The organism is Stenotrophomonas sp. YJH_SMC_106-19, from assembly GCF_059368375.1.
The window spans coordinates 1,107,407-1,120,338 of sequence record NZ_JCAFRQ010000001.1; the positions used below are offsets into that span (position 1 = coordinate 1,107,407).

10 protein-coding genes are annotated in these 12,932 nt (G+C 66.7%); 4 read left to right on the top strand and 6 right to left on the bottom strand.

The features are described 5' to 3' along the window. Window positions 1-3: 3 nt before the first annotated feature. Together AC5P5M_RS04890 and AC5P5M_RS04895 are read left to right on the top strand one after the other, a co-directional pair. Window positions 4-2,664 (top strand): TonB-dependent receptor, encoded by a 2,661-nt coding sequence (locus AC5P5M_RS04890; RefSeq protein WP_053519286.1) that lies wholly within the window; start codon window positions 4-6, stop codon window positions 2,662-2,664. A gap of 111 nt (window positions 2,665-2,775) precedes the next feature. Then, window positions 2,776-5,133, top strand: a complete 2,358-nt coding sequence (locus AC5P5M_RS04895; protein ID WP_495205621.1) for a family 20 glycosylhydrolase — start codon at window positions 2,776-2,778, stop codon at window positions 5,131-5,133. Between the two features lie 56 nt (window positions 5,134-5,189). Here AC5P5M_RS04895 and AC5P5M_RS04900 read toward each other — a convergent pair whose 3' ends face one another. After that, entirely contained in the window at window positions 5,190-5,564 is a 375-nt protein-coding gene (locus AC5P5M_RS04900) for a VanZ family protein (protein ID WP_065175153.1), read from the bottom strand. Window positions 5,565-5,578: 14 nt separating this feature from the next. Beyond that, window positions 5,579-6,763, bottom strand: a complete 1,185-nt coding sequence (locus tag AC5P5M_RS04905; protein ID WP_495205622.1) for a class I SAM-dependent methyltransferase — start codon at window positions 6,761-6,763, stop codon at window positions 5,579-5,581. 59 nt (window positions 6,764-6,822) lie between these two features. On the opposite strand from AC5P5M_RS04905, the gene AC5P5M_RS04910 reads away from it, so the two are divergent. After that, complete coding sequence (locus tag AC5P5M_RS04910; protein ID WP_481526527.1) at window positions 6,823-7,560, top strand: pteridine reductase; 738 nt, start codon at window positions 6,823-6,825, stop codon at window positions 7,558-7,560. Window positions 7,561-7,615: 55 nt separating this feature from the next. On the opposite strand, the gene folK is transcribed toward AC5P5M_RS04910, so the two are convergent. Then, a complete protein-coding gene (gene folK / locus AC5P5M_RS04915; protein WP_065175155.1) occupies window positions 7,616-8,101 on the bottom strand; it encodes a 2-amino-4-hydroxy-6-hydroxymethyldihydropteridine diphosphokinase in 486 nt (161 codons plus the stop codon). Window positions 8,102-8,191: 90 nt separating this feature from the next. Here folK and AC5P5M_RS04920 point away from each other — a divergent pair, with 90 nt between their 5' ends. Continuing rightward, window positions 8,192-8,941 carry a proteasome-type protease gene (locus AC5P5M_RS04920; protein ID WP_476340410.1) on the top strand — a complete coding sequence of 250 codons (750 nt, stop codon included), beginning with the start codon at window positions 8,192-8,194 and terminating at the stop codon, window positions 8,939-8,941. Between the two features lie 32 nt (window positions 8,942-8,973). Here AC5P5M_RS04920 and AC5P5M_RS04925 read toward each other — a convergent pair whose 3' ends face one another. The 3 genes from AC5P5M_RS04925 to AC5P5M_RS04935 are packed head-to-tail and all read right to left on the bottom strand — an operon-like array spanning window position 8,974 to window position 12,744. Further along, entirely contained in the window at window positions 8,974-10,485 is a 1,512-nt protein-coding gene (locus AC5P5M_RS04925; protein ID WP_065175156.1) for an ATP-binding response regulator, read from the bottom strand. A 4-nt stretch (window positions 10,486-10,489) separates the two neighbouring features. After that, a complete protein-coding gene (locus tag AC5P5M_RS04930) occupies window positions 10,490-10,930 on the bottom strand; it encodes a response regulator (protein WP_053519303.1) in 441 nt (146 codons plus the stop codon). Beyond that, complete coding sequence (locus tag AC5P5M_RS04935) at window positions 10,927-12,744, bottom strand: sensor histidine kinase (RefSeq protein ID WP_495205623.1); 1,818 nt, start codon at window positions 12,742-12,744, stop codon at window positions 10,927-10,929. Before AC5P5M_RS04935 ends, AC5P5M_RS04930 begins: the two co-directional genes overlap by 4 nt. Window positions 12,745-12,932: the final 188 nt, after the last annotated feature.

Sequence of the window (12,932 nt, forward strand, 5' to 3'; positions counted from 1 at the left end):
ATCATGAACACCCGCAAGACCCTGCTTTCGGCCGCCATCGTCAGCTGCCTCGCTTTCAGCGCACATGCCCAGCAGGCTGCGCCGACCGCAACCGACCTGGACACCGTGACCGTCACCGGCATCCGTGGCTCGATGGAGAAGTCGCTGGATACCAAGCGCGAAGCCAACGCGCGCGTGGAAGTGGTGACCGCCGAAGACGTCGGCAAGCTGCCGGCGCACAATGTGGCCGACACCCTGCAGCGCCTGCCCGGCGTCAACATCAGTTCGTCCAGCGCCGACGAAGGCGGCTTCGATGAAGCCGACCGCGTCAGCCTGCGTGGCACCAGCCCGAGCCTGACCCAGACCCTGATCAACGGCCACACCGTCGGCTCGGCCGACTGGTTCGTACTCAGCCAGGGCAACAACGTCGGCCGCAGCGTCAGCTACTCGCTGCTGCCCTCCGAGCTGGTGAGCTCGGTGGAAGTGAACAAGTCCTCGCAGGCCAAGCTGCAGGATGGCGGCACCACCGGTACCGTCAACATCATCACGCGCAAGCCGCTGGAGTTCGCCAAGCCCTTCAGTGCGGAAGCCTCGGTAGGTGCGGTCCGTTCGGACCAGGCCAAGTCGACCGACCCGCAGTACTCGGCGCTGTTCAACTACAAGAATGACGCCAACAACTTCGGCGTGATGCTGCAGGCCTTCTACCAGAAGCGCGAGCTCCGCCGCGAGGCGCAGGAAATCCCGGGCGGTTTCACCCGGATCGGCGCCGATGATCCGGTGGCCCTCACCAATCCGGACCTGATCGGCGTGGCCGTCCCCGGCCTGCTGGGTTCGACCCTGTTCGAACAGACCCGCGAACGCAAGGGCGGGCTGGTGACCATCCAGTTCAAGCCGACCGATACGCTGAACCTGTCGCTGAGCGGCTTCTCCTCCAAGCTGGAAGCCAACAACTACAACCGCAATTTCATGCTGTGGGGCGGCAACTTCGCCAAGTCGCAGGCGCCGAACCCGGGCTACACCGTGACCGACGGCGTGCTGAGCAATGCCACCTACGCGGGCGTCCCGGGCACCAACTACGGTGTCTACGACATGATCTACCGTGAAGCCACGGCCAAGACCAACTACGTCACGTTCGACGCCGACTGGCAGATCAACGACACCCTGGACATGAAGTTCCAGGCCGGTACCACCAAGGGCACCGGTGAAACCCCGCGCCAGTTCATTGCTGAAGTCACGCTTGGCCAGGGCGGCGGTGCCAGCTGGGCAACGCACGGCGCCGGTTCGCCGGTGGACTGGAACATTGGCGGCGACATCAGCCCCAGCGGCGTCACCAGTTTCGGCACGTGGGGCAACCAGCTGGTCCGCGCCGAAGACAAGGAAGACTGGGCCACGCTGGACTTCAGCCAGTATTTCGGCACCGGCGTGCTGAACTCCGTGGACTTCGGCGTGCGTTTCGCCGACCACGAACGCGAAGCGCTCTCGCCGGAAGGTGCGACCCCGGGTGACATCTGGTCCGCACTGCAGGGCAGCGCCACCGCCAACTATCCCAGCGGCTTCGCCGGTGATGTCGGCGGCACCTTCCCGCGCAACATCTGGTACTACACGCCGGATGCACTGAAGAACGCGATCATCAACAACTCCACCTGGCTGGCCGGCAACGATGGCCCCACCGGCCGCCACAACTACGGTGCCGAGTGGAAGGTGAAGGAGAAGAACTTCGCCGGCTACGTGCAGGCCAACTTCAGCGGCGACTGGTGGAGCGGCAACGTCGGCCTGCGCTACGTCAACATCAAGCAGGACATCGACACCTACAACGCGGTCAGCAATGCCGCCGATGCCGATGTGAGCAGCCTGTTCGGCATGTGGGAGCGCACCGCCTTCCAGAACAAGCGCAACCGCGTCCTGCCCAGCGCCAACATCAAGTTCGACCTGGACGACAGGCTGGTGCTGCGCGTGGCCGCGTCGCAGACCCAGACCCTGCCGGATTATTCGGCCCTGGGCGCTTCGTCGTGGGGTTCGGACCTGAACAAGACCGGCGGCGGTGGCAACCCGAACCTGAAGCCGACCCTGTCCACGAACTTCGACGCCAACCTGGAGTGGTACTTCATGCCGCGCGGCCTGCTGTCGGTCGGTGCGTACCACATGGACATGAAGGACTACATCGCCTTCGACGTGGTCTCGCGCCAGCTGTACAGCGAACTGACCAACCAGCTCGAGACCTACCAGATCTCCACCCCGATCAATGCCGACGGCAAGGTCACCGGCGTGGAAGTGGCCTATGAGCAGCCGATCGGCGAGTACTTCGGCATCAACGCCAACTACACCTACGCCAACGGCACCACGGCCCACACCTGGTCCGACGGTTCGCACAACCTGCTGGGTACCTCGAAGAACACCTACAACGTGGGGGCCTACTTCGAGAACGAGCGTTTCGGAGCACGCGTCAGCTACACGCACCGCTCATCGTTCCTGATCAGCCTGTCGGGCACCAACCCTTACTACCAGGATGATTTCGGCACGCTGTCGGCCTCGTTGAGCTACAAGGCCACCGACTGGCTGAGCATCAGCCTGGATGCGCTGAACCTCAACAACCCGACCTACAAGTACTACCAGACCGCGGCCATTCCGACGTCGTTCTACAGCAACGGCCGCCAGTACTACCTCAACTTCCGCTTCAAGTACTGATCCATCGGCCGCGTCATCGCCGAGTCGTGCACGCACGCCGGGCCTGGGTCATTCCGGGCCCGGCGTTTTTCATGTATAGCGTTCATCGCACCGTTTCAAGGAGTCGTTCCGATGGTCAAGCCCTTCCACGCCAGGATGCACGGCGCACTGCTGCTGGGCAGCCTGTTTGCCCTGCTGCCGGCCCTGCCGGCCTTCGCCGCCGATCCGGTGCCCGCCGCTGAAGCTCCTGGCCCGCAGCTGCGCGCCAACAGCCTGATGCTGATTCCTGCCCCCGCCAGCGTGCAGCCCGGCCAGGGCAGTGGCATCACTGTGTCCGCCACGACCGCGCTGTACGCAGACGGCGAGGCCGCACAGCGGGTCGCCACCCAATTCGCCGACCTGCTGGCGCGCAGCGGCGGCCCGCGCCTGGCGCTGGCTACCGGCAAGGCTGCGGCCAAGGCAGGCGGCATCCGCTTCCAGATCATTCCCACCTTCCGCGACAGCGGCGAGAGCTACACGCTGGACAGCACCGCGCAGGGCGTGCTGGTGCAGGCCGGCAACGAGACCGGCCTGTTCTACGGCGCCACCACGCTGGCCCAGCTGGCCACCGGCGGCAGCCAGGGCGCGCTGCCGGCCGTGCAGATCCAGGATGCGCCGCGTTTCCCCTGGCGGGGCTTCATGCTCGACTCGGCACGGCATTTCCAGAGCCTGGACGAAATCAAGCGCGTGCTTGATGCGATGTCCGCGCACAAGCTCAACACCTTTCATTGGCACCTGACGGATGACCAGGGCTGGCGCATGGAGATCAAGCGCTACCCGAAGCTGACCGAGGTCGGCAGCTGCCGCCTGCCGGCCGGCGATGGCGGCATCGATCCGGTGACCAGACAGGAGTACCCGTATTGCGGTTTCTACACGCAGGAGCAGATCCGTGAAGTGATTGCCTATGCAGCCAAGCTGCACATCCAGGTGATCCCGGAAATCGACGTGCCGGGCCATGCCACGGCCGCGATCGCCGCCTATCCGGAGCTGGGCTCGATCAGCACGCCGCTGAAGCCGATCAGCGAATGGGGCGTGTTCCCCAACCTCTTCAACGTGGAAGACAGCACCGTGACCTTCCTCGAGAACGTGCTGGAGGAGGTGATCGCACTGTTCCCGGCGAAGTACGTGCACGTGGGTGGCGACGAGGCCGTAAAGGACCAGTGGGAGGCGTCCGCGCAGATTCAGCAGCGCATGCGCGAGCTGGGCATCAAGGATGAGATGGCCATGCAGAGCCACATCATCAAGCGCCTGGAGACATTCCTGGAGGAACACGACCGGCGCCTGATCGGCTGGGACGAAATTCTCGAGGGCGGGCTGCCCCCCCAGGCTACGGTGATGTCCTGGCGCGGTACCGAAGGCGGCCTGGCCGCTGCCAGCGCCGGCCATGACGTGATCATGTCGCCGGTCGGCTACCTGTACCTGGACTACCTGCAGACCGCCTCGCCCAATGAACCGCCGGGCCGCCCCACGCAGGTCAACCTCGGCAAGCTCTACAACTTCGAGCCGGTGCCGGACGAACTGCCCGCCGACAAGCGCGGACACATCCTCGGCCTGCAGGCGAACATGTTCACCGAGCACACCCGCAGCTATGCGCGGCTGCAGCACAACCTGTTCCCACGCCTGGCGGCGGTGGCCGAGACCGGCTGGAGCCCGCCCGGGAAGCGTGACTTCCGCGACTTCCTGGCACGCCTGCCGTCACAGCTGCAGCGCTACCGCGCATGGGGACTCGCCTATGCACAGACGCCGTTCGAAGTGGGCGTGGCGTACCACGATGATCGCGCCGCAGGCACGGTGACGGTGTCGCTGGCCAACCCGCTGGGCTACGAGGTGCGCTACAGCACCGATGGCCAGCCGGTGACCGCGCAGTCGCCGCTGTACCAGCAGCCGCTGACCGCGAAGGTGCCCGCCACGGTACAGGCCGCAGCGTTCTACCAGGGCCGGATGCTGGCCGCAGAGCCCATCGTAGCCGCGTTCACTCCGCAATCGCTGCTCGCCCGCCGTAGCGACGAACTGCTCAGCTGCGTTGGCAACAAGGGCCTGGTACTGCGCCTGGAAGACGATGGCCCGCGCGAGGGCGCACGCGCGGTCTTCAACGTGGACATCTTCCAGCCCTGCTGGCGCTGGCCACAGGCGCAGCTGGACGGCATCGGCAGCGTGGAGGTTCGCGCCGGTCGCATCCCCTACTACTTCCAGCTGGCGCATGACGAGCCGAACCGTCGCTTCGAGAAGGCCAGGCGCGCGCACGGCGAGATGCTGATCCGCCGGGGCAGCTGCACGGGCAAGGTGCTGGCCGAAGTCCCGCTGCCGGCCACGCCTGATGCCGATGGCTTCGTAAGCCTGCGTGCGACGCTGCCGAAGGGCACGCATGGCACCGACGACCTGTGCATCAACTTCACCGGTGATACCCGCCCGGCGATGTGGGTGCTGGACGAAGTGACGCTGCAGAAGTAACCGGAAGGCTGTGGAGCCGGGCCATGCCCGGTTCCACTTCAACCAGGGAAGGCGTGTCAGCCCCGCCAGCGCAGCAGGAGGTCGCGCAGCGGGGTCAGCGCGAGGCCCAATCCGGCAAGAACGCCAACCGTGTTGGCGAGGGCGTCCATCGGGTCGGCCATTCGGTCGCGTGTCAGCGCCCCCTGTGCGAACTCGATCCCGATTCCCATCAGCACCAGGCCCAGCCCGACCCACAGCAGCGGACGTCCTTGCCGGAACAGCTGCACGGCACTGCCGGACAGAATGAAGTACGCCAGGAAATGCTCGACCTTGTCGCCGTTCTCCGGCACGGGAATCGGTGGCGGCGGAATCAGGCAGACCACGATCACGAACAGCACGGCCAGCACCCACAGCGCAGTCCATAGCCGCGGCCGCCGCAGCGGCTTGATCATGCGCGCCGTCGCGCTCACAGGCGCCAGCTCAGATCGCCCAGCGCGAACGCCGGCTCGAAGTCGATTCCACGCTGCAGGCCGATCGCCTGGAAGCGCTCGCCCATGCCGGTCGGCAGGGTCAGCTTCTTCACCTGGTCGCGCAGCTGGATGCGCCCCACCTCATCGGTACGCTCCGCGGCCAGGCTCAGCACCTGGTCCAGGCCATTGCCGATCAGGAAGCTGGCCTGGCTGCAGTACCCCGCCAGTTCGAAGCCACCGTGCAGGCCCGCTTCGGCCATCGCGGTGAAGTCCACCGAGGCCGTGATGTCCTGCAGGCCCGGCCAGCGATGCACGTCGTTATGCACGTGGTGGCGGTAGAAGGCGCGCACCGTGCCGTCGTCGCGATCGTGCTGGTAGAACTCGCTGCGGCTGTAACCGTAGTCGATGAACAGCATCGCGCCGCGTTGCAGGCCACCCGCCACTGCCTGCAACCAGTACGGCAGCTGCGGCAGCACCTCCGAGCGGTATCCGTCGGCGAAGGGCCTTTCGAGATAGCGTTCGATGTGCCGCACGGCGCCGTTGAGCAGAACATCGGCCGGCTGCGCGCCACGGATGAAGTTGCCCTCCGCGTCCAGTTCCACGGTCTCCTCGTAGACCTCGCCGTCCCTGATCAGGAAGCGCGGGGTCGGAAGTGCGTCGATCACCTCGTTGGCGAACACCACACCTTCCCAGTCCTCTTCGAACGGACGCTCGATCCAGTCCACGCGCGTGGCCAGCTCTGCCGGCAGCGCCTGTTGCAGGCGCTGCTGCTGGCGCTGGCGCAGGTCGGCACTGGGTTCAAGGATGGCATAACGCGAAGGCACCGCATCCAGCTCGGCGAGCCGCAGCAGCACGGCTTCGGCGAAGGCACCGGTGCCGCCACCCAGTTCCAGCATCCGCGACTGCGCACCGAGCTGGGCGAACACCGGCGCCAGCGCATTGGCCACGCTGCCGGCGAACAGGCCGCCCAGCTCGGGCGCGGTGGTGAAGTCACCACCGCCACCGAACTTGCTGGAACCGGCGCTGTAATAGCCCCACCCGGGTGCGTACAGGCACAGTTCCATGAAGCGGGAAAACGGCATCGCGCCCCCCTGGGCGAGGATTTCAGCGCGCAGTGCGGCGGCCAGCTGGTCGCTGTGGGCCAGGGCGTCGGCATCGGGCAGAGGGAAGGTAGGCTGCATGGCGTCTTCGAATGCGGTGACAATGGTGCACAGGATAGCCGAGCCTTGGAGGACCCTCGATGAGCGAAACCGCCCCCGTGGCCCTGATCACCGGCAGCGCGCGCCGGATCGGCGCCGCCATCGCACGCCAGTTCCACGCCTGTGGCTGGTCGGTGGTGCTGCATGCCAACACGTCCAGCGCCGAGCTGCAGCAGGCCGCCTTCGACCTGGACAACGTCCGTCCGGGCAGTGTGCTGGCCCTGCAGGCCGACCTGCGCGATGCCGGCACCCTGCCCGATCTGGTCGAACAGGCCGTGGCCCACTTCGGCCGCCTCGATGCGCTGGTCAACAACGCGTCCAACTTCTTCCCCACCCCGCTCGGCCAGGTGACCGCCGAAGCGATGGATGAGCTGTACGCGGTCAATGCGCGTGCACCGCTGCTGCTGTCACAGGCGGCCGCGCCGTACCTGCGCCGCCAGCAGGGCTGCATCGTCAATCTGACCGATCTGCACGGCACCGACCCGATGCGCGACCATGTGGCCTACACCATGGCCAAGGCCGCACTGGAGATGGCCACCCGGTCACTGGCGCTGGAACTGGCGCCGAAAGTGCGGGTCAATGCGGTCGCCCCCGGTGCGATCCTGTGGCCCGAGCAGGGAAAGGACGATTTCGCCCGCGAGGCCCTGCTGGCGCGCACGCCGCTGGCACGCACCGGCACGGTCGAGGAGATCGCCGAGGCGGTGTACTGGCTGGTGGCCGAGGCCAGCTTCGTCACCGGCCACACCCTGCGCGTGGATGGCGGACGCACGGTGAGTTGAAGTCCGCCGGGCATGGCCCGGCGCTACCGATCTACGTAGGCGAGCGCAGCGGCCCTCATTCCAGGTCAACCACCTCGAATGCCTCGCCAAACTGAGCGTGTGCGCGCCACAGCGCCGCCAGGGCCAGGCCGCTGACCGGGTCGATGAAGTCCGGCGCGATGTCCGCCAGCGGCTTCAGCACGAAGGCGTGCTTCAGCTCGGGGCGCGGAATGCGCAGATGGCCCGGGCCTTCCACGATGTGGTTGCCGTAGAACACCACGTCGATGTCCAGGGTACGGTCGGAGAAGCGCGGACCACTGCGATCACGACCGTGGGCGTCTTCCAGTGCGTGCAGCCAATCATCCAGCGCCTGCAGCGGCAGATCGGTCTGGATCAGCACGCCATTGTTGAGGAAGGCCGGGCCATCGAAGCCGACCGCGGCCGTGCGGTAGGCCGGAGACACCTGCAACGCGCCGAAACGCTCGCGCAGGGCCGCCACCGCGGCGTGGAGATGGCGGCGGGGCTGGACGTTGCTGCCCAGGCTGAGGAGCACGGTGGTCATGCGGTTCAGGTGACGGGTCTGGGGGGCGTGGGCATGCCGTCGTCACGGCGGCCTGCCTACAATCCGGGACGCACATGATAGGGCACCGACATGACCTATTGCGTTGGAATCGAGGTGGACCAGGGCCTGGTCTTCGCCGCCGACACCCGGACCAATGCCTCGCTGGACGATGTGCGCGTGCACCGCAAGCTGCACGTGTTCGAGTATCCCGGCCAGGCGGCCTACGTGTTGATGGCGGCTGGCAACCTGGCCACCACCCAGTTGCTGGTCTCGCGCCTGACCCGGGACGCCGGGGAACTGCGCACGCCCAACCTGCGCGACATGACCCATCTGTTCGAAGCGGCGGCCTATGTCGGTCGCCTGCTGGTGGACAGCCAGGTGCACGGCGGCCACAGCGAGCACGGCCATGACGGCGTCAACACCCAGGCCACGCTGATCTTCGGCGGCCAGGTCGCCGGCGAACGCCCCGGCCTGTACATGATCTACCCGCTGGGCAATGCCATCGCCGCCTCGCCGGAGACCCCCTACCTGCAGATCGGCGAGTCCAAGTATGGCAAGCCGATCCTCGACCGCATCCTCAGCCCGGCCACGCGCCTTGAGGACGCCGCGCGCACGGCGATCGTGTCGCTGGATTCGACCATCCGTTCCAACCTCTCGGTCGGCCTGCCGATCGATCTGGCATTGCTGCGCGACGGCGAGCTGCGGATCGCCCAGCAGCTGCGGCTGGGCGCGGACTCGCCCCTGTACGCGGACATCCACCAGAACTGGTCACGGCGGCTGGAACAGGCCGTGGACAGCCTGCCACGCTTCCCGTGGGAGACCCCGGAACGGCCGGCGTGACCTGCCGCCGGGCCATGCCCGGCGACGCAGATTCAGCCCAGTGCCTCTGCCACAGCGCGGAACACCTGCTGCATCTGCAACGGCTTGCGCAGCACATGCACCTCGATGCCATCAGGGAATGCATCGGCCGGAACGTCCACTGACGCGTCTTCCAGCACCAGCGCCGGCCCGCGGTAACCCAGTCCGGCCATTTCGCCCAGCAGCTGGCTGGCCGGCAGCAGTTTGGAGCCGGCATCGGCGATCACCAGCGCCGGCATCGCCTCCTGCTGCATCCAGCGCAACGCCGCCGGGCCATCGGAAGCCAGCTGCAGCTGATATCCCTGGCTGGACAGCGCGTTGCCCAGCAGCGACAGGCGCGTGGCTTCGCCATCGACCACCAGGATCGACTGGCCACTGCCGAGTGCCACCAGCTGCTCGATCGGCTCGCCGCTCTCGATGGCGTCACGCATCGGCAGGCGCAGCTCGAAACAGGTGCCCTGCCCGGGCTGGCTGGTGACCGTGATGCTGCCGCCAGCACCTTCGACGATGCGCTTGCAGGAAATCAGGCCCAGGCCGGTACCGTCCGCCTTGGTGGTGAAGAAGGGATTGAACAGATGCGAGAGCGTATCGGCATCCATGCCAATGCCTTCATCGGCCACGGCGATGCGCATCCAGTCCACACCGTCGCGCTCGCCGGCATGGCTTGCGGTCAGGCTCAGGCGGCCGCCGCTGGGCATCGCCTGGATCGCATTGAGTGCCAGGTTCAACAGCACCTGCTGCAGCTCGGTGTAGTTCGCATCGACCGCCAGGCCCTCATCCTCCACCTGCAGGTGCAGGCGCACCGCATCGGGCACGTTGCTGCGCAGCAGCAGCGCCACCGCGTCGAACAGGCCGTCGATCTGCACGCGTTCGCTGGGCTTGCGCGAGCCACGGACGAACGACAACATCGATTCCGCCATTTCATGACCGCGGCGGCCGCACTCGGCGATCACATCCGCAAGGTGGTGCAGCTGCGGATCATCGGTGCGCGCCTTCAGCAGGTCCGGCATGATCAGAAGCGGCTGCAGGATGTTGCGCAGGTCGTGGCTGAGGCCAGCGGCGAGCAGCGAAAGGCTTTCCAGCCGTTGCGCGCGCATCAGCTCGGTCTCCACGCGCGAACGCTCCACCGCGCTGCGCGCCTCGCGGATCGCACGGGCCACCGCCGACGGCAGGCGCGCCGGCTGGTGCTTGATGATGTAGTCGTTGGCGCCCTTCTGCAGCGCCGCCACTGCATTCTCCTCACCCATCGTGCCCGAGACGAAGATGAAGGGAACATCCGGCGCCGTCTCGCGCACGATGCGCAAGGCATCGTCGCCGGAGAAACCCGGCATGCTCAGGTCGGACAGCACGATATCCGGCTGGAAGGAGGCCAGCGCCTGGCGCAGTTCCGCCTCGCTCTCAACGCGCTCGAAGCGGGCTTCCAGGCCCGCATCCAGCATCTGTTCGGACATCAGCTCGGCGTCTTCAGGCGAATCCTCCACCAGCAGGATGCGCAGTGCCCCGAGGGAGGGACCGGTCAGGGGCATGGGCTTACTCGAGTTCCGGTGCCTGGTTGATCAGTGCCCAGAACTTGCCCAGGGTCTGCACGGCACCGAAGAACTGGTCCACGTCCACCGGCTTGACCACGTAGGCGTTCACGCCCATGTCCCAGCTGCGGGCCAGATCGCTCTCTTCGCGCGAGGACGACAGGATCACCACGGGAAGGCGCTTGAGCTCCTCGTGCTCACGGATCTGCCGCAGCACTTCCAGGCCGTCCATGCGCGGCATCTTGATGTCCAGCAGCAGCACCGCCGGCAGGCCCTCCTCGCGGCTGGCGAAGGTACCGCGCCGCAGCAGGTAGTCCATGACCTCCACGCCGTCCTCGACGTGCACGATGGGATTGGCCAGGCGGGCTTCCTGCAGGGCGTCGATCGCCATCTCGGCATCGGCCGGGCTGTCTTCGGCAAGAAGGATGGTGCGCAGAGTCGTCATGCGGAGGGACCTTGTTTGTCCGCGTCGAGCGCGGGAGGCAGGTAGAAGTGGAAGGTTGCGCCGGCGTCCGGCTCGGCTTCGGCCCAGACCCGGCCTCCATGACGGGTCAGCACGCGGCGTACGCTGGCCAGGCCGATGCCGGTACCGGGGTAATCACTGGCCTTGTGCAGGCGCTGGAACACGCCGAACAGCTTTCCGGCATAGGCCATGTCAAAGCCTGCACCATTGTCGCTGACCGTGAACTGATGGCCGCCATCAGGCTGCGGCTGGTAATCCACGCGGATCTTCGCCGGTTCGCGGTTGCTGGAATACTTGACCGCGTTGCCGAGCAGGTTCAGCCACACCTGGCGCATCATGTTCTCATCGGCCACCACAATCGGCAGCGGTGCGATGTTCCATTCGACGTGATGGACCTGGCCACTGCTTTCAGCCTCGGCCTGCAGGTTGGAATCGAGCATCGCACGGGTATCGGACACCAGCGACTGCATGTCCACTGCCTGCTGGCGCATCGCTGCGCGCCCCAGCCGCGAATAGACCAGCAGATCGTCGATCAGCGTCGCCATGCGCCGCGCCGAGCTGGAGATCACCCCAAGGTAATGCAGGCTCTTCTCGTCGGCGCTCTCGCCCAGGTGGCGCGACAGCTTGTCGGAGAAGCCGGCAACGTGGCGCAGCGGCGCGCGCAGGTCATGCGACACCGAATAGCTGAATGCTTCCAGCTCGCGATTGACCTCCGAGACCTGCGCCACCTTGCCTTCCAGCTGGCGGTTCAGTTCCTCCACACGCGACTGCACGGCGCGCTGCACGGTGACATCGCTGACGGTCAGCAACACCACTTCATCGTCGGTATCCGGCAGCGGCATGCGCCGCGCGTTGAGCAGCATGTAGCGCACCACGCCCTCGGAGGTGCGCTGTTCGTGCTCGAAGTCCCACAGCTCGCGCCCGCGCAGCAGCACATCGACCAGGCGCTGGCGCACGACGGCGTCCCGCCAGGCGCCGTCGCCGACGTCATCCAGCAGCAGGCCATCGGCACGTTCGTCCTGCAGGCCGTACAACTCGGCAAAGGCCGGATTGTGCAGCTGCACGCGCAGCTCGCGGTCGAGCAGCACGATCGGCTCACGCACGGTCTGCAGTACTGAGGCAGCGCGCGCGGCCGAGCGCAGCGACTGCCGTTCGGCCTGCAGGCGCCGACCGATCTGCCGCTGCAGCAGCCAGAGCACCAGGCCGAGCAGCGCCAGCTGTACCACCAGCGAGCTCCACGAGACGAATTCGGTCTGCCTGCGCTGCCGCGCAGCCTGTTCGGCCCGCTCGGCCAGCAGCGCCTGCTCGCTGTTCTGCAGCTCTTCCACCACGCTGCGGATGGGGTAACGGGTGCTCAGGTCCTGTACCAGCGCACGCTGGTCACTGTTCGGTTCGGCCTTGGCCAGCGCGCGCGCCACCGCCAGCCGCCCTTCCAGCATGGACTCGATGCGACCGATGCGGATCAGCTGCTCAGGATTATCGCGTGTCATCCGGCCCAGCTCTGCGAGTCGGTCGGGAATCTCGTTGGCCTTGGCCATGCGCTCGCGCAGGCCGGGCGCGTCCACGCCCTTGGACAGCGTCAACGCCGCCGACTCGACATCGCGCACATCGGCCTGCAACTGTTGCAGCGCCACGCCAACCGCCTGCGTATGCGTCACCCAGGCCATGGCTTCTTCGTTCTCACGCTGAAGCTTGCGCTGGGTCAACCACGGCACGACGATGATCGCGGCGGCGGCCAGCGCCAAGGCCGGCAATCGCCAGCGATCCCAGATGTCGTCACTGAACACCAGCGCCATAGTTCCTCATCAGCACGGCCGCAGAGGGATGGGCCCGGACAGGCCCAGCTGCGGCGGAACCGGCAATATAGCGCAGGCGGTCACACCTCTGGAACGTCTGGCCCCGGCAGCTGAACGCTCCAGAAAACACCATGGGTGGAGCCGGGGCTGGCCCGGCTCCACCGTCATGCAGCTGTACTGCGGCGCCC